Source organism: Miniimonas sp. S16, assembly GCF_057748195.1.
The window spans coordinates 2,082,454-2,103,561 of record NZ_CM173242.1 but is presented as its reverse complement, the minus strand read 5'-3'; the positions used below and the strand labels follow the sequence as shown (position 1 = coordinate 2,103,561).

Here is a 21,108-nt window from a genome sequence, read left to right as displayed (position 1 = left end):
CTTGCCTCCTGAACACTGTTCAACTACTCTCCTGAACATTGTTCAGCATACTCATCGACACCCAGACCAGGAGAACGACCATGAAGGCAGCAGTCGTCACGACGCCCGGCGAGACTCCGCAGTACGGCGACTTCCGTGAGCCCGAACCGCGGGAGGGCGAGGAGATCGTGTCCGTGCTCGCCGCCGCGGTGCACCGGATCGTGCGCAGCCGCGCCGCCGGCCAGCACTACTCCTCGGGCACCGAGCCCCCCCTCGTCCCCGGCGTCGACGCCATCGCGCTCACCGCGGACGGTCGACGGGTCTACACCGGCGGCAGCCCCGAGCCGTTCGGCACCCTGGCGGAGCGCGCACCCGTGCCCGCCGGCTGGGCCGTCCCGGTTCCCCACGCGCTCGACGACGCGCGCGCCGCCGCGGTCGTCAACCCCGGCACCTCCTCGTGGCTGCCGCTCGCGGACCTCCTCGGCGCGCGGAGCGCCGCCGGCGCCCCGCCCGCGACGGTGCTCGTGCACGGCGCGACGGGGATCTCCGGCCTGCTGGCCGTCCAGGTCGCACGGCTCCTCGGCGCCGGACGGGTCGTCGCCGCCGGACGCAACCCCGCGGCGCTGGCGACGGCGCAGGACCGCGGTGCGGACGCCGTCGTCCACCTCGACGACGACCTGCCCGCCCAGCTCGCGGACGCCGCGCCCGACGGCGTCGACGTCGTCGTGGACTACCTCTGGGGCGAGCGGACCGCCGCACTCCTCCCGGCGCTGCTGCGCGCGGAGCGCGGCCCGGACCGGCCGCTCGACGTCGTCGAGATCGGGACGCTCGCCGGGGCCGACCTCACGGTCCCGGGGGCGTGGCTGCGCAGTCGGCCGCTGCGCCTGCGCGGCAGCGGGCTCGGCAGCGTCGGACCGCGCGCGATGTTCGCGGCGGCCGCCGGTGTGCTCGAGGCGACGGCGCGCGGCGACCTCACGATCGACGTCGAGACGCACCCGCTCGCGGACGTCGCGGAGGTCTGGGACACCCCGCGACGGCTGGTGCTCGTGCCGTGACGGGGAGGAGTCGATGGTGACGCGTGGTCGGCCGGGCTCGGCCCGACGTCATACAGGAGCTACATCGACGCCGCGAGCCGCTCCTCGACGCGCGCCACCTTGCCGGTCAGCTCACCGGACCGGCCCGGCCGGATGTCGGCCTTGAGCACGAGGCTGACGCGGGAGCCGTACCGGCCCGCCGCCTCGGTCGCCGCCTTCACGACGGCGAGGCACTCGTCCCAGTCGCCCTCGAGCGTGGTGAACATCGAGTCGAGGCGGTAGGGCAGCCCGGAGGCGGCGACGACCGCGAGCGCCGCGGCGACGGCCTCGGACACTGAACCGTCGTCCCCGGTCAGGGGCAGCTCACCGGTTCCGGACGGGGCGACGGAGAAGGCCACGAGCATGCCCCCGACCCTACGCGCCCGACGCGCACCGCGGTCGGCACCGCGGCCGGCACCGCGCTCGGCACCGCGCTCGGCACCGCGCTCGGCACCGTGCGCCGCCGTCCGGTCGTCCGAGCGCTACCGCCCAGCGCCGCCGGTCCCCGCCTACGGCAGCGCGGCGATCCCGGCCGCGATGTGCTGCAGCGGCTCGCGCAGCGCCACGGGATCGAACCGCACCGGGGTCTGTCGCAGCCGGGACGCCAGACCCACGATGTCGCCGAGCCCGATGACCCGCTCCGTCAGCCCCTCCTTCGCGGCCTCGACCAGCCCGATCAGCTCGGGCCCGTCGTCGCCGAACCGGCCCTCCTCGACGGCCGCGAGCAGGCGCCTGGACCACCCGTCCGCGCGGATGAGCGTGAGGTCCACGCTGCGCACGGCCAGCTCGGTGAGCTCCGGCACGATCCGCAGCAGGTCGACCACGCGGGTGGTACCCAGCTCGGCGCGGTCCACCTCCTCCTCCAGCGCGGTGTGCAGCAGGCGCAGCTCGGTGCCGCGCGGTGCGCCGTCGGGGCCGGCCTCGATGACCTCGCTCGTGAACCGCGTGACCATCTGGTTGAGCAGCCCGACCGTCGCGATCCGCAGCACGAGGTCGCGGATCGCGACCTGCAGGCGGTCCAGCGGCAGGCTCTCGAGGCCGTCGAGCGCGTCCTCGCACGAGGCGTCCATCGCCCGGGTGAGGCTGACGAGCTCGGGGAGCTCGGCGTCGTCGGGGTGCTCGTGCGCGGCGGTCGAGATGATCCCGGCGATCCGCGCGAGCTCGATCCGCAGCGCCATGAGCTCGCCCATGGCGGGCGTGAGGGAGTCGTGCTCGAGCACGATGCGCTGCGCGGTCTCCTCGAACCCCTCGAGCAGGCCGATGAACGACGTCATCGACCGGCCGATCTCCTGCCCGGCCTGCAGCACCGAGCCGAGCGCGCCGGCCCGCGGTCCCGGTGCGACCGCCGGCGGAAGCGCCGCGACCAGCGCGTCCACCTCGCGCGGCAGCACGCTGCGGGTGAAGCTCACCATGGAGGCGAAGCCGAGCGCGTGCAGCGCTCCGCCGAGCAGGGACGCCCCGCGCTCGGCCGCGCTGTGCCGGCTCGCACCGGCGCGCCGCACGGCGGCCTCGCGCTCGGCGACGTCGTCGTAGGCCGCGAACACCTGGTCCTGCAGCTCGGTGAGGCTCGGGCGCAGGCGCACCGAGAGGTAGCCGCCGTCGATCGGGAGGATCGTCGCGAGAACGTCGTAGCGCACGCCGTCCTTCGCCTCGTTGGCGATGTAGAAGCAGACCGGCCGACCCGCCTCGAGCTCGTCCCACACCAGCCGGAACGCGCCGCCGGGCATGTCGGGGTGACGGATGAGGTTGTGCGGCGAGCCGACCGCCTCCTCCTCGGTCAGCGCGGCGAGGCGCAGGAACGTGTCGTTCGCGTGCCGGATCACGCCCTTGCGATCGGTCGTGGAGAAGAACACGTCGTCGGGCGCGAACGTGCGGCGCGCGGCCAGCGCGGCGGGATCGGTCAGGGCCATGGGCTCCTCCTTCGGGCGGTGCACGACGGCGACGCAACCTTGCGCGGCAGAGTCACCCGGGCACGGGTCGGCTCGATCATGGCAGGGCCGGTGCGGGGCGGGGCGGGACCTTCGGCTCGCACGCTGGCGCGGTCGCACCGGCCCTCCCCCGCGCGGCGGCCCGCGAGTAGCCTCGTGACCGCCCGCGCTCGCGGGGGCCGAGCGAAGGAGCCACCCGTGTCGTTCAACGCCTACCTGTTCTTCGGCAGGACGTGCCGCGAGGCGTTCACGTTCTACCGCGACGTCTTCGGCGGCGAGCTGGACCTCGTCACCGCCGCGGACATGACCGGGGTCCCGCCCGGGATCGACCCCGCCGCGATCATGCACGCGTCGCTCACCACGCCCCACGGGCAGCTCGTCGGGTCGGACGACCCGTTCGCCGACCCGTTCGGCCCCGTCTCCGGCATGCGCGTGTGCGCGACCCTGCCGGACGCCGACGCGGCCCGCGCCGCGTTCGACGCGCTCGCCGACGGCGGCGAGGTGCACCAGCCGTTCGCCGCCACGGAGTGGTCGGCCGGCTTCGGGATGCTGCTCGACCGCTTCGGCACGCCGTGGATGATCGACACCGCGCGGGGCGCGTAGCGCGGCTCGCGCCCAGCGATCAGGACCGCCAGAACGCCTCCGCGACGCGGCTCAGCGCGTCCAGGTCGCTCGTTCCCGCGAGCTCGCGCGCGGAGTGCATCGACAGGATCGGGATCCCGACGTCGACCGTCCGGATCCCCAGCCGGGTCGCCGTGATCGGGCCGATCGTCGACCCGCACGGCACCGCGTTGTTGCTCACGAACGCCTGGGTCACCACGCCCGCGCGCTCGCACCAGCCACGCCACGCAGCCTCTCCGACGCCGTCGGTGGCGTAGCGCTGGTTCGCGTTGATCTTGAGGATCGGCCCGGACCCGAGCACCGGCTGCACTACCGGGTCGTGCTTGCCGGGGTAGTTCGGGTGCACCGAGTGGCCGACGTCGCTGGACACGCACCACGAGTCCGCCAGCGCGCGCTGCTGCTCCTCGGGCGTCGCGCCGAGCGCCGCACCGATCCGCGCGAGGACGTCGGCGAGGAACGGCCCGGCCGCGCCGCTGCGCGTCGCCGAGCCGACCTCCTCGTGGTCGAACACCGCGAGGAGGGGGATGTGCGCGAGGTGAGCGGCGCCGTCGCGCTCGGCCCCACCGACTGCCACGAGGCGCTCCAGCGCGGTGAGGCCCGCGTGCACCGACGCGAGGTCGTCCAGGCGCCCGACGGCGAGGAACGCCTCGTCCTTGCCGAACACCGTGCCGCGGGCCGAGTCCGCGAGGACGAGGTCGTAGCCCCGCACGTCCTCGACTCGGACGTCCGCGGCGGCGGCGACCTCGGCGAGCAGGTCGGCGCTCGCAGCGTCGCCCAGTCCCCAGACGGGCTGGGTCTGGGTCTGCTTGTCCAGGGCGAGGCCGTCGTTGGCCGTGCGGTCGAGGTGGATCGCGAGCTGTGGCAGGCGCAGGAGCGGCGGCGTCGCGACGAGGTGCGTGGCGCCGTCGGACGTCACGAGGCGGCCGGCCAGGCGCAGCTCGCGGTCGAGCCAGGAGTTGAGCAGCGGGCCGCCGTAGATCTCGACGCCGGCCTGCAGCCAGCCGTAGCGGCCCGTGGTCGGCTCGGGCTTGAGCCGGAAGCCCGGGGAGTCGCTGTGGGCTCCGAGCACGTGCACGCCGGTCGTCGCGGTGGCGTCCGCCGGGATCACCCAGGCCAGCACGGCGCCGTCGCGCACCACGAGGTAGCGCCCGCCCGGCTCGAGGCCCCACGCCTCGGTCTCGCCGAGGCGGGTGAAGCCGGCCGCCGCGAGCCGGGTGGCAACCGCCTCGGCCGCGTGCAGGCTCGAGGGTGACGCGGCGACGAGGTCGACGAGGTCCTCGGCGTGGGCGCGGATGCTGGCAGGCGTGTTCTGCGGGCTGGTCACCCCTCGATCGTAGGGAGCGTCAGCGGGCGTGCAGCGCGGCGCGGACGAGCGGAAGCTGGACGGGCAGACGCACGACCGAGACGACGAAGGTCGCGATCGAGGCGGCGTCACCCTTCTCCAGCGCGCGACGGCCGAGGTCGACGCTCATCTGGACGTTCGCGGGCCAGACCGCGAGCAGCAGCGCCGCACTCGCCTTGCCGGCCACGCGCCGGGTCGTCGGCGCGAGCAGCCCGACGGCGCACGCGAGCTCCGCGACGCCCGACGCCACTACGACGCCTCGCTTCCAGGCGATCGTGCTCATGAACGACCCCAGCAAGCGCACGATGGCGGGCGCGCTGCAGAACTTCGTGGGGCAGTACACCACCGACGGCGTGCTGCTCAACGCCGGTTCGCTGCTCACCATGGCGCGGACGATCCTCGTGTTCCTCGTCTTCCAGCGGCACTTCGTCAAGGCGCTCATCGCCGGCGCCGTCAAGGGCTGACCGGCCCTCCGCACCGACAGAACGGACATCCGTGAACGAGGCACAGTGGTGGCGCGACGCCGTCGCCTACCAGGTCTACCCCCGCAGCTTCGCCGACGCCGACGGTGACGGGATCGGAGATCTGCGCGGGGTGATCGACCGGGTGAAGTACCTGGCGGACCTCGGCGTCGACGCCGTGTGGAGCCCGTTCTACCCCTCGGCCCTCGCCGACGGCGGGTACGACATCGACGACCACCGAGCCGTGGACCCGCGGCTGGGCACGCTCGACGACGTCGACGCGCTCGTCGCGTCGCTGGCCGAGCACGGCATGCGTCTCGTCGTCGACATCGTGCCCAACCACACCTCGGACCGGCACGTCTGGTTCCGCGAGGCGCTCGCCTCGCCGCCGGGCTCGCCCGCCCGAGCGCGCTACCACTTCCGCGACGGACGGGGTGCGAGCGGCGAGCTCCCGCCGGCCGACTGGCGCTCCGGCTTCGGCGGGTTGATGTGGACCCGCACGCCCGACGGACAGTGGTACCTGCACATCCACGCCGCCGAGCAGCCCGACCTCAACTGGGCGAACGAGGAGGTCCGTCAGGACTTCCTCACGACGCTCGCCTTCTGGGCCGACCGCGGTGTCGCAGGCTTCCGCATCGACGTCGCCCACCTGCTGGCCAAGGACCTGCCCGAGGTCCTGCCCGCCGAGGTGGAGCTGGCGGCGGCCGCACCCGGACGTCACCCGTTCATCGACCGTGACGAGGTGCACGACGTGTACGCCGAGTGGCGCGCGCTGTTCGACCGGTACTCCCCGCCCCGCACCGCCGTGGCGGAGGCCCCCAGGGTTCCTGCACCTCGAGCGCGGCGGCGGCTGGCACTGCCTCACCACCTTCTCGGAACCCGCGCCCGGTGGCACGGTCGTGCTCGCCAGCGCGCCCCTGGCCGACGACGGCACGGTGCCGCCGGGGGTCGCCGTCTGGTTCCGTCAGGGTTGAGCCGTCAGTCCTGCTCGCGGAAGGCGCGCGCCCGGGCGTAGGCGTGCAGGCGCTCGATCGTCTCGATCTGGTGGTCGGTCCGCTCGACGAGCGCGACGAACCGGTCGGGGTCGAGGCCGAGCTCCTCGGCGTGGTCTGCGATCGTCTGCCAACCGGCCTGCTTGCCGACCAGCGCCGACCGCATGAGCTCGGCCTCGAGCAGAACCGTGAGCGGCGAGCGCTCGACGACGCGGCCGTTCAGCTTGAGTCGGCCGATCCGCTCCGCGACCCCCGACAGCAGCTGCCGGTGGCGACGTCGGGGCAGGTGCAGGTAGTCCAGGAGGACGCGGTACAGGTCGCGCTCGCCCCGGACCTGCTCCGCGAGCTCGGCGAGCTCCCCGTGCAGGGGAAGGTCCTGGTAGGCCTCGGCCATCCGCTCGATGCGGCCCAGGCCCGCGGTGGCGCCCGTGAGGTGGTCGCTGAGGTAGAGGCCGAGCAGCTCGCTGTCCAGCGTCGGCGGGACCGAGACGTGCCGGGCACGGCGCGGCAGCGCCTCCTCCCCCAACGCAGGCGTGGACGCGGGGTGCAGCGGGCCGGACGGGACGCCCTGGCCCTGGCCCATCCCCTGGAGCAGCTCCTCGAGCGCCTCCGCGGACGTGCGCCGCGGCGTCCAGCCGAGCTCCTCGGTAGCCCGCGTCGTGTCGAGCAGCGGCGCACCCATCGCCATGTCCAGCCACCCGGGGTCGGCCACGACCAGGTGCGTGTCGTACGCGAGGGCGAGCGCGGCGCGCACGACGCCCGGCGGGACCTCGACGAGCCGGTCGTTGCCCACGATGCGCGCGAGGTCCTGCGCGCGCAGCACGTCCGGTGCCGCGACGTTGACCGCGCCACGGGGGCGGCGCAGCAGCGCGAGCCGGTAGGCGTCGGCGAGGTCGTCGGAGTGGACCGCCTGCAGCCGCAGGCCCGCGGGCACCGTCAGCGCCGGCAGCCGGCCGTGGCGCAGCAGCCGGACCGGGATCAGCGGGCCGAGGAACAGGCGGGGGATCTCCGCGCCGGCGTCGGCCTGGAACACGAGCGAGGGCCGCACGCGGGTGACGATCACGTCGGGCCGGTCGCGCTCGAGCTCGTCGAGCGCGGCCTCCTGCGCCGCCTTGTCGACGCTGTAGTGCGAGGTGGAGATGCCGTCGGTGGGCCAGGACTCGTCGCGGGGCTCGTCGTCGTCCACCGGGGCGTAGGCGCCCACCGACGAGGCGACGACGAGGTGCGGCACCCCGGCCTCGGCCACGGCGCGCGCCACCCGGCGCGTGCCCTCGACGTTGGCGGTCCGCAGCAGCTCGCGGTCGCGGTTGGGCTGGATCAGCCAGGCCAGGTGGACGACGGCGTCGGCGCCGCGGAACAGCCGCGTCAGCTCCTCGACGACGGCGTCCTCCTCGCCCGTGAGGTCCAGCGCCGCCCACTCGGCGGCACGGTAGGGCTCGGCCGTGCGGTCCGGCAGCCGTCGGGCGATGCCGAGCACCGAGCCGATCGCCGGTTCGGCGCGCAGGGCGCGCAGCAGTGCGGTGCCCGCGTTGCCGGACAGCCCGGTCACGACGACGCGCAGCGCGCCGCTCTCGGCCGTGCCCTCAGGGGTGGTGATCGATGTCATCGTCCGTCCTCTCTCATGGTCAGGCCCGAACCGCTCCCGGAGGTACCCCGCGTACCCACCCGGCGTCCGCCCGACCCGGCGGCCCGACGTGAGCACGTCGACCTCGTCCGAGGGCACCTCGCGGACGCCGCCGAGGCGCCGGGCGCGCGCCACGAGCTCGACGTCCTCATGCTCGCTCGCGGGCCCGAACCCGCCCGCGGCCAGGTAGACGCTCGCGCGCACGCCGAGGTTCGCGCCGTGCACGTGCCCGTTCGGCCGGCCGGCCACCCGCGTGGCAGCCCACGCCGCCAGCTGCTCGGACGTGAGATCGGCCGGGTCCGGCCGCACGGTGCCGATCACGAGGTCGGCACCGTCGTCGGCGAGTCGCGCGTGCGTGCGCAGCCAGGTCGCCGGGACCACCGAGTCGGCGTCGGTGCACGCGAGCCACGTCGCGGACGGGGGCGCGGGGCTGCGGCGCAGCGCCGCGGCCACGCCCTCGGCCCGCGCCCGCCCGACGTCGCCACGGGCGTCGGCGTCGAGCGCGAGCACCCGGACCCGCGGGTAGCGCGACGCGACGGCGGCGCTCCCGTCACGACACCGGTCCAGCACGAGCAGGAGCTCGACGCCCACGCCCGGTGGCTCCTGGGCGGCCACGAGCGCGTCGAGGCACCGCGCGAGCAGCGCCTCCTCGTCGCGCGCGGGCACCACCACGGCCACGTGCCGGATCGGCAGCGGCTCGGGGAACGCACGCACGACGGCGGGCGACGCCGACAGCGCGTCGCTCGCCTCGACGTCGGGCACGCGTTCGGCGCTCACGGAACCAGCCCCGTCCGCTGCGCGACGGACCGGGGGTCGGCGCACCACACCTCGAGCAGCAGGTCGTCCTCCTCGTGTCGGACCAGGCGGCGCAGGGAACCGGCGAGCTCCTCGGCGAGGATCCGGTGCACCTCGTCTCCGGTCAGGGGGTAGTCGGTCACCGGGTGGCGCCAGTGGCAGGCGAGCAGCGTGCCGCCGGGCTCGAGCGCCGCGAGCAGCCGCCGCACCGCGCCGCGCAGCGCGGGCCGGGACAGGTAGTAGCCGACCTCGGAGAGCACCACGAGGTCGAACGCACCCGGCGGCAGCGGGTCGCGCAGGTCGTGCTGGAGCACGTCGACGCGCGCCGAGGCGGGTCCGAGCCGCTGCTGGATCCGGTGCCGGGCGCGCTCCACGGCCGCGAGCGCCGTGTCGGTGGCCACGAGCTCGCCGCACCGCTGCGCCAGCTCGGCGGTGAGCACCCCGATCGAGGCGCCGAGCTCCAGCGCGCGGCGGTACCGCGCGGCGGGCAGGGCCGCGAGCGTGAGCGCGCGCTTGCGCTCCTCGTACCAGCGGTCGACGAAGCCCCACGGGTCCTCATGCCGGGAGTACGTGCCGTCGAAGTAGTCCGCGGGAAGGCCGGCGTCGGGCGCGGCGGTGGGCTCGCCGTCGGGCACGACGACGAGCGCGACGTCGCGGTCGAGGCCCGCCACGAACGCGGGGTGCAGCGGCGCGGCGTCGCGCGGGTCGGCCGACAGCGGGACGACCTGGCTGGCGTGCGCGCGCGTGGCGCGCACGGTGCGCAGGGCGGCGGACGCGCTCAGCGGCAGGGCCCGCAGCCGCGACCAGGGGACGAGCTCGTGCGCGGGGTCGGCCCAGTGCCACAGCCAGATCGGGTACTCCCACAGCGGCACGCCGCGCTGCTCGGCAAGCTCGGCGGCGACCTCGCCGACCACGCGGTGGTCGCGGTGCGCATCGCCGCGGTAGGGCGCGAGCACGAGCGCGAGGTCGCCGACGGCGTCGAGCGCGGCGGCGAGGTCGGTGCGGATCGCGTCGCGCACCTCGTCGGTCGCGCCGTCGGGGTGGCCGAGCAGGGTCACCGGGGAGTCCGGCGAGAGGTGCCCGACGGCGTCCCTCACCTCCGCTGCACGCCTCGCCACGAGCGCGGCGGGGGTCAGCGTGGGCGAGTCCGGGTGCGAGGCGGCGCCGTCGGTGACGACGACGACGTGCGCCGGTCGACCGGCGTCGGCGAGCGTGGCGACGAGGCCGCCGGCGCCGAGGGTCTCGTCGTCGGGGTGCGCGGCGATCACCACGACGGTGCCCGTCAGCGGCAGGCGCGGCGCGGGCAGGTCGGCCCAGCGCGGGTCGGTCTGCCACGCCTGCGCCGGCGTGCCGGGGGCGCGACCGTCGAAGGCGGGCGGCCGGGCGGCGCCGGCCGGGGCGGTCACCACGGCGCCGCCTCGGGTGCGGTCTGGGCCTCCGTGGCAGCCTCGGCGACGAGCTTGCGCCCCAGCGCGGCGTCGTCGCGCTCGGCGTGGTGCTGGCGCACGTAGAGCTGCAGGTCCGCGACGCGCTTGGCGTGCTCGGCGTCGGTCGCGAGCGGGGCCGGGCCGAGCGCGTGCCCGACGGCGGAGATCACGTCCTCGCAGACCTGCGCCACGGTGCCGCGCACCCGCAGGGCGAGGATCGGGCCGGCCGTGTCGGCTGCGCCCGCGTCCACGGCCGCGGCGGCCTCGGCGAGCACGGCCCTGGCGGCGTGCAAGCGCCGGTCGACGGCGCCGAGCGCGGCCGCGAGCAGCGCGTCGTCGAGCGACGTGCCGTCGCCACGCGCCGCGGTCTCGGCCGCCCGCCGCCACAGGGCGCGGGCGACGCCCACCGTTCCGCCGTACCAGCACGCGGCGACGCCGAGCCCACCCCACCAGAAGCCGGGTCGGCGCAGGTACCAGCCGGCCTCGCCCACGGCGGTCGCTGGGACGCCCTCGAATCGCAGGCCGGTCGAGCGGATCTCGGTGAGCCCGCGGGCGGCCCACTGCGTCCCGTCCGGGCTGACGCCCGGGTGGTGCAGGTCGACCGCGAACAGGCCGCGACGGTCCCCGTCCAGCCACGCGGTCACGAGTGCGGCGTCGAGCCGGTGCCCGAGCGAGCACCACGGCTTGGTGCCGTCGAGGCGGACGGCGTGCTCGCCGTCGGGCGTGGGCGTGGCGACCACACGCACGCCGGGGCCTTCGGCGGCGAACACTCCCCACGAGGCGTCGGCGCGCGCGGCGCCTCCGGGCAGGGTGTCGCGCGGGGTGCCGGCCTGGTCGAGGATCGCGGCGGCGTCCAGGTGCGGCTCGACGGCGCGCGCGACGGCGAGGTCGCGCGCCGCCAGGGTGGCGAGCAGCTCCCAGAGCGCGAGGGTGCGGCCCTCGCCGGGCCGCCAGCCCTCGCTCGCCCACGCCGGGACGAGGACGAGCGCGTCGTCGACGGTGTCGGGCAGGCGGTCGGGCAGGTCGGTCGGGAGGTCACCCGGATGGTGGCCGGGCTGGTCGGCGGACGTGCCGGCGCGGCTCGGAGCGAGCCGGACGACGGCGTGGCGTGGCATCGCGAACCTCCTGGCGCTCGTGGAGGGCCACCTCGTGCACTCCCGGTGGTGACGTCCCAGCGCACCGCGCGGACCTGTCGGCACGCTACCTCCACACGGGTGGCACGTGACAAGGGCCACCGGCGCGAGGTGCCGACCGGCCGCCGCCGGCGCGAGGTGCCGGCCGGCCGCCAGGCCGCTGGAGGCCGGGTCACAGGGCCCCTCGACCACCGGGTGGCTGTCGCTTTGACTGGTCGCTCCGACGGATTGACTGGTCCAGAGCCCCATGACTGCGCGCCTCACCGCGTCACCGCAGGTCACAGCCCTGGAGCTAGGAACAGCGGCCGTTCGCGAAGATCTGACCAGTCAACTCGTCGGGGCGACCAGTCAATCCGTCCGGAGCGCCTGACCTCCGCAGGTCAGTCGCCGTTGCGGGGGCGCCGGCGGTCGCGCTTGACCGAGCCGCGCAGCTTCTTCGCCTCGAGCCGGCGTGCCTGCGAGCCACGGGTCGGTCGGGTCGCGCGTCGAGCGCGCGGCGGCGGCGCGACGGCCTCGGCGACGAGCGCGGCCAGCCGGCGCCGCGCCGCCTCACGGTTGCGCAGCTGCGCGCGATCCTCGGACGCCACCACCGTGAGCACCCCGCGCACGAGCCGGCCCGCCAGCCGCTCGAGCGCTCGGTCGCGCTGGAGCTCGCTCAGCGCACTCGACGCGGCGACGTCCCAGGACAGCTCGACCCGCGAGTCGGTCGTGTTGACGCCCTGGCCGCCCGGACCCGAGGCGCGCGAGAAGCGCCACCGCAGCTCGCCGTCGGGAATCGTGAGCGCGGCCGTCACGCGGAGGCCGGGCGATCCGGCGGCGTCGGGCACGCCACCATGGTCCGCCATCGGGGCGCTTCCGCGGGAGCGCCCGACGTAGGCTCGCCGGGTGGAGCGCGCATGAAGGTCCTGGTCATCGGCGGCACCGGCGCGTTCGCCTCGCGGGTCACCGCGGCGTGCCTCGCCTCGGGCGACGACGTCATGGTGGTCTCGCGGGGGCAGCGGGCCACGCCGGCCGACCAGCAGGCCGGCCAGCGGGCGGACCGGACTTCGGATCGCACGGATGCCGGGGGACCCGGCACCCTCAGCTGGCTCCAGGCCGACCGCGCGACCCTCGCGAGTCACCAGCGCGAGATCGAGGCGTTCGCGCCGGACGCCGTCGTGGACGCGATCTGCTTCGACGCCGCGGGCGCTGACCTCCTCGCACAGGTCAGCGCGAGCGCGCGCCGCGTCGTGCTGATCAGCACCGTCGACGTCTACGGCGAGGAGGTCGGCGCCGCGCCGGTCACGGAGGAGCGCGAACCCGCGCCCGTCACGCCGTACGCCCGCGGCAAGCTCGCGGCCGAGCACGCGCTGCTGGACGCCGTCGGGTCGCGCGCGACCATCGTGCGCCCGAGCCACATGCTCGGCCGCGGGTTCCGCACCGCGGGGCTGTGGGGGCGGACCGAGCACGTGGTCGCCCGGCTGCGCGCCGGGCGCCCGGTCGCGGTGCTGGACGGCGGACGCGGCGTCATCACGCCGGTCTGGGCCGGCGACGTCGCCGCCTGGGTCCAGGCGAGTCTCACCGCACCGCGGGCGGACGGCGAGGTGTTCAACGCCGTCGGCGGCGAGATCACCACGATGCGGCGCTACCTCGAGGCGATCGCCGCGCACCTCGGCGTCACACCGCGGCTGCTCCCGGTGCCTTCGACCGTGGTCCGCGACGCCCTCGGGACCGCGGCACAGTTCGCGTTCCACCGGCCCTACTCCTGCGCCAAGGCGGTGCGGCTGCTCGGGCACGAGCCGGCCGGCACCCTCGCGTCCATGGTCGCCGAGACCGTCGACGCGATGCCCGTGCGGCGGCTCGGCGTCGACACCGACCTCCCGCCCGAGCTGCTCGCGGCCGATGCCGCCGAGGACGCGATCGCGGAGGTGGTGGACCGGCAGGCGCGGGAGCTCGCCGTCGTGCTCGCCGCGAACGACCCGCGCTGACCAGCGCCGACCATCGGGCGAGCGCCGCGCCCGCTACTCGTGGAACCCGACGAGCCAGCGGATGCCGAACCGGTCGGTCACCTGGCCGTCGTGGTCGCCCCAGGCGCGGCGCTGCAGCGGGTCGGTCACCGTGCCGCCCTCGGCCAGGGCGGCGAACCAGGCCCGCATGGTGGCGGGATCGGCGGTGCCGAGCAGCGCGAACAGCACGCCTGAGGGCACCTCGGCCGGCTCGTCGACCGCGGCGTCGGAGGCGAACAGCTCCACGGGGCCCTGGAGCATCCCGTGCGCGATCGCGTCCGGCGGACCGTCGGTGCGCCCGAAGTCCTCGTAGGTGTGCAGCACGAGCTCGCCCCCGAACACGTCGCGGTAGTGCTCGAGGGCGCCGCGGGCGGTGCCGGGCAGCGACAGGTAGGGCGTGAGGCCGGTCATGCGGGAGACGGTAGATGCTTGGTCGCCTCGCGACGCGACAGCGGGCTCAGCCCCGGGTGCGCCTCGACGAACGCCCGCACCCAGTCCGGGTCGGTCCTGGAGTACTGGCGCAGCGCCCAGCCGATCGCCTTGCGCAGGAAGAAGTCGGGGTCGGCCTCGTTCGCCTCGATCACGGCGGTGAGCAGGTCCGTGTCGGTCGCCGCCTTCTGCTCGAGCTGCGCGATCACGGCGCTGCGCCGCAGCCACCGGTTCTCATCCCGGCTCCACGCGAGCAGCACGGGCGTCATCTCGGCGCGGTGCGCCACCAGCAGCTCCCCGATCCGGTGCATCGCCTCGTCGGTGTGGTCCCACCAGTCCCCGGTCACGATGATCTCGCGGTGCAGGTCGAGCCAGTCCAGCCGCGCCCGCGCCACCGGCAGCGTGAGCAGCGCCTGCGCCGCGTAGCGCTCCTCGCGCCAGTCCGCGCCGCACCACAGATCGACGACGGCGTCGCGCGCCTCGTCCGCGTCGGGCGCCGGCTGCGCGGCTCGCGCGATCGCCAGGGTGATCTTCCGGGTGTCCCACAGTCCGACGCCGAGGAACGGCATCGTCGACTTCATGTACGCCTGCATGCCGGGTGCCTTCTCCGGGTTGCGCGCGTCGACCAGCGCGGCGCGGATCGTGTCAGCCAGCGAGGACGGCAGCGGCGACGGCGGGGTCATGACCGGACGGTAGGGCAGAGGCTGGGCCGCGCGGGCGGAAACGGCCACACTGGGCCGATGACCGAGGGCGACGTCGCGAGCGGGGGCGCGCTCGACGTCGCACGGGCGCTCGCCTGGCGGCTGGAGCGGCACGCCCTGGCGCCGGTCGCCGGGACGGACGCCGTCGACGTCGTGCGTCGCGTCGTCGCGCAGCGCGCCTGGCCGCGCGAGGCCGCCGAGGCGTCGGTCGCGGTGCGGCTGGCGGTGCGGCCGACGGTGCCCGCGGGCGATGACGACGGAGCGGCCGACGCCGGCACGCTCGATCGCGCCCTGCCCGCCGGCACGCTCGTGCGGGCGTACGCGTTCCGTGGCGGCTCCTACCTCATGGCGCCCGACGACGCGGCCGACCTCCTCACCGTCCGCTGCACCACGCGGGTCTGGGAGACCGCGCGCTACCAGGCCCAGGGCCACTTCGCCCTCGCGGACTGGGCGCCGCTGCGCGCGGCGGTGCGCGACGCGCTCGCCGACGGGCCGCTCACCCGGCCCGAGCTCGCCGACCACCTCGCGCGCACGCCTGACCTGGCGCATTTGGCGCAGGCCGCGGCGAGCGGGGCCGGCTCCGACGCCCTGATCAAGCCGCTGCACTGGTGGCGCGACGTCTGCTTCGGCCCCGACCGCGACGGCCTCACCACCTTCCGGCTCGCCGCGACGGCCGCGCCGGACCTCGAGGAGTCGCTGTCGGACGCGGCGATCGACGCCGCGGGCCGCCGCAGCGTGCTGCGCTACCTCGCCTCCTACGGCCCCGCCACCTGGGCAAACGTCGACTACTGGCTCACCGAGGGGCTGAGCGTGCCGCGCCGCCGGCTCCGCGCGTGGGTCGCCGAGCTCGGCGACCAGGTCACCGCGGTGATGCTCGACGGCGAGCCTCGCCTCGTGCGGTCGGCCGACCTTGAGCAGATGCGTGGGGTTGCGGGCGTGCGCCCCGCCGACTCGGGCGGCTGTGGCGGTACGACTGGCCCGGGCAGCAGGGCCGGCGGGGGCTGCACTACGGACCAGAGCTCCGCCGTCGTGCGTCTCCTGCCCGCGTACGACCCGTGGACCCTCGGGCCCGGGACCGCGGACGCCCTCGTCGTGCCTCCCGCCCGGCGCGCGCTGGCCACCCGCGGCAGTCCGCTCGTGATCCGCGACGGCGTCGTCGCGGGAGCGTGGCGCCGCGTCCGGGAGCGGGGTCGGACGCGGATCGCCGTGACCTGGTTCGCCGAGAGCGGCCGCTCTCCGGAGGCCGCGCTCGCGGCGGAGGTGGCGCGACTCGGCCGCGCCCTGGGCGAGACGTCGGAGCTCGAGCTGGAGCTCGCCGTCGAGCCCTGAGCGCGGACCGCCGCGCGTCGCGCGGCCTCAGCTCCCGTCGATCACCGGCGAGAGCGCCGCGACGTCGGCGAGCAGGTCGACGTCGGCCACCGTCTTGTCGTCGCGGTAGCGCAGCACCCGCGCGAACCGCAGCGCGACGCCGCCGGGGTAGCGCGTGGAGACCTGGACGCCGTCGATCGCGATCTCGGCGACGAGCGGCGGGTCGACGAACACCGTCGAGGCGGTCCGCCGCGACTCGCGCGCAAGCAGCTCGGCGGTCTGCCACGTCAGCATCGCGTCGGTGAGCCCCTTGAAGGTCTTGCCGAGCATCACGAGGTTCCCTGCGCCGTCGCGCGCCGCGAGGTGGAGGTTCGAGAGCCAGCCGGTGCGCCGCCCGTACCCCCACTCGGCGCCGACGACGGCGAGGTCGAACGTGTGCCGCGGCTTCACCTTGACCCAGGCCGAGTCGCGGCGACCGGCCGCGTACGGCGCGTCCCGGCGCTTGACGACCACGCCCTCCCAGCCGACCCCGACCGCGCGGGCGAAGACCTCCGCGGCGTGCTCCGCCGTCGTGACGACCTCGCGCGGCACGGTGAGCTCGGGCGGGACGAGGGCGGCGAGGGCCTCGGCGCGCACGTGCAGCGGCTCGTCGAGCAGGTCGCGGCCGGCCACGTGGAGCACGTCGAACGCGTAGAGCGCAACGGGCATGCCCGCGGCCGCCTCCGCGTCGGTCGTGGCGGTGCGCGCCGCGATGAGCTGGAAGGGCACGGGCCGACCGTCGGGCCGCAGGGCGATCACCTCGCCGTCGAGCACGAACGTCGACTCCGGCAGCGCCCGGGCCTGCGCCACGACCTCCGGCAACCGGTCGGTGATGTCGTCGAGGCTGCGGGTGAACAGCCGGACCTCGTCAGCGCCGGCTGCGCCAGTCGTGCCCTCCCCCGGCCAGCGGTGGACCTGCACGCGGATGCCGTCGAGCTTGGCGTCGACGAACGCGGGCAGGCCGGACTTCGCGACGGCGTCGCTCGGGTTCGGCGCGGCGGCGGCCAGCATGGGCTCGACCGGGACGCCGACGGTGAGCCCGATCGCCTCGAGCGCGGCCTGCCCGCCGGCCGCGACCGCCCGCGCGGCGCTCGCCGTCGAGCCGGCGAGCATGGCGGCGCGGCGCACGGCGGCGAGCGGCACCTCGAACGCGGCCGCGAGCGCGTCCTGGACGAGCGACGCCGAGGCGCCCTGGCGCACGTCGCCCAGCAGCAGCGAGCGCAGGTACTGCTGCTCCGCCGGGGTCGCAGCCGCGAGCAGGTCCGTCAGCGCGGCGTCGCGGCGGGCGCTCGAGCCCCCGCCGGACTCGGCGGCGATGCGCTCGAGCCGGGCGTCGACGTCGCGAATCTCGAGGGTGGGTTCGGGCGCGGGGTCCGGCAGCGCGGCGAGCGAGGCCCAGCCGACCCCGGTGCGGCGCTGCCGCAGCGACCCCGCGAGGTAGGTGGCGACGAGGTCGATCTCCTCGGGCTCGGCCTGGCGCAGGACGTCCGCGAGGATCGCGCGCTTGGCCAGGCGCGACCGCGTGGCGGCGACGGCGGTGGACGCCCGGACGATCGCGAGGAGGAGCACGCGCGCGAACGTACCCCGGGGCGGCGGGGCCGGGAAGGGCCGGGGTGGGTGGGCGCGCGTCCCCGGCCGCGAGCTCTGGTGCCCTACCGAGGCCCGACGGCGTGGATCGCCGCCGCGTACGGCGCTCGCCGCGCAGGCTCGTCGCTGAGCACGCGGAACACCAGCGCGCGCAGCATGGCCTGCCGGGGGCGGCCGGACCGCCACGCGCGCAGCGCCGCGACCGGGGCGCCGAGCCAGGTCACGGAGTCGAGCACGCAGATCGCGTCGGCCCACAGCGCGGGGCGCCAGGTGGGCGCGAGGTCGATGACGAGCGCGGATCCTCGGGCGTCGAGGAGGACGTTCGAGGCGAGGTCGCGGTGCACGAGCTGGTCGGGACCGAGGGACACGTCGGTCATCAGCGGCGCGAGGTCGGCCAGCGTCGCCGGGAGGAGGTCCGGGAGCGCGGCAGCCGGCGCGAACGCGACGGCCTCGGCGCGGTCCCACCGGCTCGCTCCCGACGCGGGGGGCAGGGACAGGGCGGGCAGCGGGGCGCCGTCGGGACGGGCCGGCACGGCCGAGGCGAGGTGCGCGTGGAGGAGGCGACCCGCGGCGAGGGCGACGTCGAGGTCGTGGCACGGCTCGGCGTCGGGCTCGAAGCGCGTGGCCGCCCAGCCCTGCACGACCCACTCCCCGTCCCGCGCCGGGACGGGCATGGCGAGGCGGAGCGGACGACGGCCGGGGGCCAGGTCGAGCTCGTAGGCCAGGCGTGCCTGGATCGGGCTGAGCCAGGACTGCAGGGCGGGATCGCGGTCCGGGCTGAGCGCGAGGTCGCCGGCCCGGACCGTGCCGCCCTGACCGCCGGGGAGGCGCTCGACGTCGTCGGGCACCGCGAACCGGTCCAGCACCTCCGGCGAGGGCAGCGCGGGCAGCGGGAGCGGGAGCGGTGCGGTCACCGTTCCAGCATCCCTCACCTGCGGGCGTGGGTCGTCGCGGATGGAAGACTGCAGAGGTCAACTCACCGTCCCCCCGACCGGAGGCCGCTCGTGCTCGCTGTCGCTCTCGTCCTGGGCGGTCTCGCCGCCGCGCTGCACGTGTTCATCTGGTACCTCGAGAGTGTCGCGTGGACCGGACCGCGCGCCCGCGCCACGTTCGGCACCACGCCCGAGCAGGCGGAGGCGAACCGCGAGATGGCGTACAACCAGGGCTTCTACAACCTCTTCCTCGCGGTGCTCGCCATCGTCGGCATCGTGCTCGCGGCCTCGGGACGCACGACGGCGGGCCTCACCCTCGTGCTCGCCGGCACCGGGTGCATGCTCGCCGCCGCGCTGGTGCTGCTGCTCTCCTCGCCCGACAAGCGCCGCGCCGCGGTGATGCAGGGGACGCTCCCGCTGCTCGCCGTCGTGGCGACCGTGGTGGCGCTGGCCGCCTGAGCGGACGGGCGAGCGGCTCGCGCGGTTCTTCGCCGGCCGCAGCGGGAACAAGCGGCGCTACGGGGAGCTGCTCGCCCGCGCCGTGCCGGCGGATGTGCCGGCGCCGCTCGCAGGGCTGCTCGCGGCCCTGTCGGGGCCGTCCGACGGCCGGCCTGGTGCTGACCGCCGTGCGTTCTGACTGGTCGCCTCGGCACATTGACTGGTCAGATCTCGCGCGCTCCGACGCCGTTCTCGCGACAGGCCCCTGACCTGCGGCGATGCTCGGGGCCGGAAACACCGTCGGCGCCCGGACCCCTCTGACCAGTCAATGTGCACGGGCCTCCAGTCAATCCGTACCGCACCGGCGGGGGAGGCGCCCGTCCGCTGCCTGACGAGGCACCCGAGCGTCCCCCGAGCACGCCGGAGCCGGGTCAGCCGAGCTCCTGAACCTCCGCGGTCCGCTCTCCTCCGGCGTCTCCGGTGTTCATGGTGCCGCGCGGCTCGATGAGGATCGCCTGCACCTCGCTCTCGGCCTTCGGGCAGTGCTCGACACCGCGCGGCACCACGAACACGTCGTTCGGGTTGAGGACGACGTCGCGGTCACGCAGCTGGATCGTCAATTGCCCGCTCATCACGAGGAACAGCTCGTCGGTCTCGGGGTGGCTGTGCCAGACGAACTCACCCAGCAGCTTGACCACCTTGACGTCGTAGTCGTTGACGCTGGTCAGCCGGTGCGGCTGCCACGGCTCGGTGAAGGCGGCGAGGGCGTCGTGCACGTTCCGGACATCACTGGTCACCGGCCCAACCTAGCCTCGCCGTCCGTTCCGACACGGCCCGCCCGGTTCGGGCGGGCCCACAGTGCCCGGCCCCGCAGCGCCCCACGCGCCCGGCGGGTCTCGCGGCTAGGCCGGCTCCCCCCGCGACGCGAGGCAACCCGCCACCGCCTCGACGCACTCCTCGAGCGACGCCTCGGACGTGTCGAGCCGCAGGTCGGCCGGCATCTCCTCGCGCACCCGATCCCACCGGTCGTACTCGCGGCGCAGGAACGCCGGGTCGCGCGAGATGCCGCGGGTCGGGTCGGCGAGCGCGCGCTCGAGGGCCGTGGCGTACGCGACGGTGAGGACGACCGAGAGGGTGGGTTCGCCGTCGGGCGGGGCACCGCGAGCGTCGGCGACCGCCGCGTGCAGGGCGGCGGCCTCCTCGGGGCTGCCGACCCCCTCGGCGACGACGACGTCCAGCGGCGTGCCGAGCCACTGCGCGACGACCGAGCAGAAGATGCGGTGCGCGTCCGCCCAGTCCGGGAGGGTCGGCAGCGCCATCTCCGCGATCTGGTCGAGCTCGACGAGCGCCACGCGGGCACCGTCTCGCCGCAGCCGCGCGGTCAGGGCGCGGGCGAGCGCGCTCTTCCCGACCGCGATCGGCCCCTGCACCAGGACCAGCCGGGCGGTCACGCCTGATCGTCGGGCGAGGCGTCGGGCCCTGCCTCGGGCTGCGCGTTGACCTGCGCGAGCTGGAGGAGGTTGCCGCAGGTGTCGTCGAGCACCGCGACCGTGACCGGGCCGAAGTCGGTGGGCGGCTGGGTGAAGACGACGCCGAGGGCGGTGAGCCGCTCGTGCTCGGCAGCGAGGTCGGCGACGCCGAGCTGGCAGCAGGGGATGCCGTCCTCCAGCAGCGCGGCGGCGTAGGCCGCGGCGGCGGGGTGCCCCTTGGGCTCGAGCGAGATGTTCGTGGCGCCGGGGTTGCCGGGCTCGGCGACCGTTAGCCAGCGTGCCTCCCCCAGCGGGACGTCGGCGGTGACCTCGAAGCCGAGAACGCGGGTGTAGAAGTCGGCGGCGTGGGCCTGGTCGTCGACGAAGATCGTCGCGGCCTGCAGTCTCATGGGTGCTCCTGGGGTGACGGGGGTGACGGGGGTGGTCCGGCTGAAGGCGGCGGCGGGCTTGCGGGACCCGTCGGCGGCCACCGCGCCGAGATCTCCCGGAGCGGTGCCGGCGTCAGCGTGTGCAGCTTGTACCGACCGCGCCGCTCGGTCCGGACGAGACCGGCGCGTTCGAGCGCGTCGAGGTGCTGGGACACGCCCTGACGGGAGATCGTCAGCGCGTGGTTCATGACGAGGCGCGAGCAGATCTCGAACAGGGTCTGATCGGGACGCTGGGCGAGCTCGTCCATGATCAGGCGACGCGTCGGGTCTGCCAGGGCCCGGAACAGCTCGGCGTCGTCGTCGACCACATCTCCACGATAGGCAAGTCCATGCTTGCCTGTCCAGCATCGGCGTGATCGTCGAGCGAACACGGGACGGGCGCCCGTCCGCGGTGCG

At 75.7% G+C, this 21,108-nt stretch carries 22 protein-coding genes and 1 pseudogene; 7 read left to right on the top strand and 16 right to left on the bottom strand.

Annotated elements, in window-relative coordinates; genetic code table 11:
* The first annotated feature begins 80 nt into the window (after nucleotides 1–80).
* A complete protein-coding gene (locus tag AC3AQ1_RS09205) occupies nucleotides 81–1,034 on the top strand; it encodes a quinone oxidoreductase family protein (RefSeq protein ID WP_108718734.1) in 954 nt (317 codons plus the stop codon).
* Nucleotides 1,035–1,093: 59 nt separating this feature from the next.
* On the opposite strand, the gene AC3AQ1_RS09200 is transcribed toward AC3AQ1_RS09205, so the two are convergent.
* Entirely contained in the window at nucleotides 1,094–1,417 is a 324-nt protein-coding gene (locus tag AC3AQ1_RS09200; protein ID WP_108718733.1) for a thiamine-binding protein, read from the bottom strand.
* 144 nt (nucleotides 1,418–1,561) lie between these two features.
* Entirely contained in the window at nucleotides 1,562–2,962 is a 1,401-nt protein-coding gene (locus AC3AQ1_RS09195) for a PAS domain-containing protein (protein ID WP_108718732.1), read from the bottom strand.
* Between the two features lie 216 nt (nucleotides 2,963–3,178).
* On the opposite strand from AC3AQ1_RS09195, the gene AC3AQ1_RS09190 reads away from it, so the two are divergent.
* Nucleotides 3,179–3,583: a VOC family protein gene (locus AC3AQ1_RS09190; protein ID WP_108718731.1), complete on the top strand. Its 405-nt coding sequence runs from the start codon at nucleotides 3,179–3,181 to the stop codon at nucleotides 3,581–3,583.
* Nucleotides 3,584–3,602: 19 nt separating this feature from the next.
* Here the strand turns inward: AC3AQ1_RS09190 and AC3AQ1_RS09185 are convergent, their stop codons facing one another.
* Complete coding sequence (locus AC3AQ1_RS09185; RefSeq protein ID WP_108718730.1) at nucleotides 3,603–4,925, bottom strand: M18 family aminopeptidase; 1,323 nt, start codon at nucleotides 4,923–4,925, stop codon at nucleotides 3,603–3,605.
* Between the two features lie 19 nt (nucleotides 4,926–4,944).
* On the bottom strand, nucleotides 4,945–5,226 hold the full coding sequence (locus AC3AQ1_RS09180; RefSeq protein ID WP_199916445.1) for a DoxX family protein: 282 nt from the start codon (nucleotides 5,224–5,226) through the stop codon (nucleotides 4,945–4,947).
* Here AC3AQ1_RS09180 and AC3AQ1_RS09175 point away from each other — a divergent pair.
* Nucleotides 5,225–5,407, top strand: a complete 183-nt coding sequence (locus AC3AQ1_RS09175; RefSeq protein ID WP_199916444.1) for an ABC transporter permease family protein — start codon at nucleotides 5,225–5,227, stop codon at nucleotides 5,405–5,407. The two genes, AC3AQ1_RS09180 and AC3AQ1_RS09175, sit on opposite strands and share 2 nt — an antisense overlap.
* A 31-nt stretch (nucleotides 5,408–5,438) precedes the next feature.
* Nucleotides 5,439–6,248 (top strand): annotated as a pseudogene (locus AC3AQ1_RS09170) (alpha-amylase family glycosyl hydrolase); the annotation flags it as partial.
* Nucleotides 6,249–6,382: 134 nt separating this feature from the next.
* Here AC3AQ1_RS09170 and AC3AQ1_RS09165 read toward each other — a convergent pair.
* The 4 genes from AC3AQ1_RS09165 to arfB all read right to left on the bottom strand — a co-directional run bounded on the left by AC3AQ1_RS09165 (nucleotide 6,383) and on the right by arfB (nucleotide 12,220).
* Entirely contained in the window at nucleotides 6,383–8,797 is a 2,415-nt protein-coding gene (locus AC3AQ1_RS09165; RefSeq protein ID WP_159096471.1) for an NAD-dependent epimerase/dehydratase family protein, read from the bottom strand.
* Complete coding sequence (locus AC3AQ1_RS09160) at nucleotides 8,794–10,224, bottom strand: PIG-L family deacetylase (RefSeq protein ID WP_108718726.1); 1,431 nt, start codon at nucleotides 10,222–10,224, stop codon at nucleotides 8,794–8,796. Before AC3AQ1_RS09160 ends, AC3AQ1_RS09165 begins: the two co-directional genes overlap by 4 nt.
* Nucleotides 10,218–11,357, bottom strand: a complete 1,140-nt coding sequence (locus AC3AQ1_RS09155) for an acyl-CoA dehydrogenase (RefSeq protein ID WP_199916443.1) — start codon at nucleotides 11,355–11,357, stop codon at nucleotides 10,218–10,220. The genes AC3AQ1_RS09160 and AC3AQ1_RS09155 overlap by 7 nt, the downstream gene beginning before the upstream one ends.
* Before the next feature lie 398 nt (nucleotides 11,358–11,755).
* Nucleotides 11,756–12,220 carry an alternative ribosome rescue aminoacyl-tRNA hydrolase ArfB gene (gene arfB, locus AC3AQ1_RS09150; RefSeq protein ID WP_108718725.1) on the bottom strand — a complete coding sequence of 155 codons (465 nt, stop codon included), beginning with the start codon at nucleotides 12,218–12,220 and terminating at the stop codon, nucleotides 11,756–11,758.
* Nucleotides 12,221–12,271: 51 nt separating this feature from the next.
* Here arfB and AC3AQ1_RS09145 point away from each other — a divergent pair, with 51 nt between their 5' ends.
* Entirely contained in the window at nucleotides 12,272–13,342 is a 1,071-nt protein-coding gene (locus AC3AQ1_RS09145; RefSeq protein ID WP_159096470.1) for an NAD-dependent epimerase/dehydratase family protein, read from the top strand.
* Between the two features lie 33 nt (nucleotides 13,343–13,375).
* Here the strand turns inward: AC3AQ1_RS09145 and AC3AQ1_RS09140 are convergent, their stop codons facing one another.
* Together AC3AQ1_RS09140 and AC3AQ1_RS09135 are read right to left on the bottom strand one after the other, a co-directional pair.
* Complete coding sequence (locus AC3AQ1_RS09140; protein ID WP_108718723.1) at nucleotides 13,376–13,771, bottom strand: VOC family protein; 396 nt, start codon at nucleotides 13,769–13,771, stop codon at nucleotides 13,376–13,378.
* Complete coding sequence (locus AC3AQ1_RS09135) at nucleotides 13,768–14,472, bottom strand: DNA alkylation repair protein (protein WP_108718722.1); 705 nt, start codon at nucleotides 14,470–14,472, stop codon at nucleotides 13,768–13,770. The genes AC3AQ1_RS09140 and AC3AQ1_RS09135 overlap by 4 nt, the downstream gene beginning before the upstream one ends.
* Nucleotides 14,473–14,529: 57 nt before the next feature.
* Between AC3AQ1_RS09135 and AC3AQ1_RS09130 the strand changes: the two genes are divergently transcribed.
* Nucleotides 14,530–15,819, top strand: a complete 1,290-nt coding sequence (locus AC3AQ1_RS09130; RefSeq protein ID WP_108718721.1) for a DNA glycosylase AlkZ-like family protein — start codon at nucleotides 14,530–14,532, stop codon at nucleotides 15,817–15,819.
* A gap of 27 nt (nucleotides 15,820–15,846) precedes the next feature.
* Here the strand turns inward: AC3AQ1_RS09130 and AC3AQ1_RS09125 are convergent, their stop codons facing one another.
* Together AC3AQ1_RS09125 and AC3AQ1_RS09120 are read right to left on the bottom strand one after the other, a co-directional pair.
* On the bottom strand, nucleotides 15,847–17,406 hold the full coding sequence (locus AC3AQ1_RS09125; protein WP_108718720.1) for an ATP-dependent DNA ligase: 1,560 nt from the start codon (nucleotides 17,404–17,406) through the stop codon (nucleotides 15,847–15,849).
* Nucleotides 17,407–17,489: 83 nt separating this feature from the next.
* On the bottom strand, nucleotides 17,490–18,338 hold the full coding sequence (locus AC3AQ1_RS09120; protein WP_234417440.1) for an aminoglycoside phosphotransferase: 849 nt from the start codon (nucleotides 18,336–18,338) through the stop codon (nucleotides 17,490–17,492).
* Between the two features lie 90 nt (nucleotides 18,339–18,428).
* On the opposite strand from AC3AQ1_RS09120, the gene AC3AQ1_RS09115 reads away from it, so the two are divergent.
* Nucleotides 18,429–18,815, top strand: a complete 387-nt coding sequence (locus AC3AQ1_RS09115) for a DUF1304 domain-containing protein (protein ID WP_108718719.1) — start codon at nucleotides 18,429–18,431, stop codon at nucleotides 18,813–18,815.
* Nucleotides 18,816–19,225: 410 nt separating this feature from the next.
* On the opposite strand, the gene AC3AQ1_RS09110 is transcribed toward AC3AQ1_RS09115, so the two are convergent.
* The 4 genes from AC3AQ1_RS09110 to AC3AQ1_RS09095 form a co-directional block, all read right to left on the bottom strand.
* A complete protein-coding gene (locus AC3AQ1_RS09110) occupies nucleotides 19,226–19,591 on the bottom strand; it encodes a cupin domain-containing protein (protein ID WP_108718718.1) in 366 nt (121 codons plus the stop codon).
* A gap of 105 nt (nucleotides 19,592–19,696) precedes the next feature.
* Entirely contained in the window at nucleotides 19,697–20,245 is a 549-nt protein-coding gene (locus tag AC3AQ1_RS09105) for an AAA family ATPase (RefSeq protein WP_159096469.1), read from the bottom strand.
* Nucleotides 20,242–20,673, bottom strand: a complete 432-nt coding sequence (locus AC3AQ1_RS09100) for a VOC family protein (RefSeq protein ID WP_108718716.1) — start codon at nucleotides 20,671–20,673, stop codon at nucleotides 20,242–20,244. The genes AC3AQ1_RS09105 and AC3AQ1_RS09100 overlap by 4 nt, the downstream gene beginning before the upstream one ends.
* Complete coding sequence (locus AC3AQ1_RS09095; RefSeq protein WP_108720109.1) at nucleotides 20,670–20,960, bottom strand: ArsR/SmtB family transcription factor; 291 nt, start codon at nucleotides 20,958–20,960, stop codon at nucleotides 20,670–20,672. The genes AC3AQ1_RS09100 and AC3AQ1_RS09095 overlap by 4 nt, the downstream gene beginning before the upstream one ends.
* Between the last annotated feature and the right edge of the window lie 148 nt (nucleotides 20,961–21,108).

Coding starts and splice junctions, on each gene's coding strand:
- AC3AQ1_RS09205 (WP_108718734.1), top strand. CDS start 81: ATGAAGGCAGCAGTCGTCACGACGCCCGGCGAGACTCCGCAGTACGGC.
- AC3AQ1_RS09200 (WP_108718733.1), bottom strand. CDS start 1,417: ATGCTCGTGGCCTTCTCCGTCGCCCCGTCCGGAACCGGTGAGCTGCCC.
- AC3AQ1_RS09195 (WP_108718732.1), bottom strand. CDS start 2,962: ATGGCCCTGACCGATCCCGCCGCGCTGGCCGCGCGCCGCACGTTCGCG.
- AC3AQ1_RS09175 (WP_199916444.1), top strand. CDS start 5,225: ATGAACGACCCCAGCAAGCGCACGATGGCGGGCGCGCTGCAGAACTTC.
- AC3AQ1_RS09180 (WP_199916445.1), bottom strand. CDS start 5,226: ATGAGCACGATCGCCTGGAAGCGAGGCGTCGTAGTGGCGTCGGGCGTC.
- AC3AQ1_RS09155 (WP_199916443.1), bottom strand. CDS start 11,357: ATGCCACGCCACGCCGTCGTCCGGCTCGCTCCGAGCCGCGCCGGCACG.
- arfB (WP_108718725.1), bottom strand. CDS start 12,220: ATGGCGGACCATGGTGGCGTGCCCGACGCCGCCGGATCGCCCGGCCTC.
- AC3AQ1_RS09145 (WP_159096470.1), top strand. CDS start 12,272: ATGAAGGTCCTGGTCATCGGCGGCACCGGCGCGTTCGCCTCGCGGGTC.
- AC3AQ1_RS09140 (WP_108718723.1), bottom strand. CDS start 13,771: ATGACCGGCCTCACGCCCTACCTGTCGCTGCCCGGCACCGCCCGCGGC.
- AC3AQ1_RS09135 (WP_108718722.1), bottom strand. CDS start 14,472: ATGACCCCGCCGTCGCCGCTGCCGTCCTCGCTGGCTGACACGATCCGC.
- AC3AQ1_RS09130 (WP_108718721.1), top strand. CDS start 14,530: ATGACCGAGGGCGACGTCGCGAGCGGGGGCGCGCTCGACGTCGCACGG.
- AC3AQ1_RS09100 (WP_108718716.1), bottom strand. CDS start 20,673: ATGAGACTGCAGGCCGCGACGATCTTCGTCGACGACCAGGCCCACGCC.
- AC3AQ1_RS09095 (WP_108720109.1), bottom strand. CDS start 20,960: ATGGACGAGCTCGCCCAGCGTCCCGATCAGACCCTGTTCGAGATCTGC.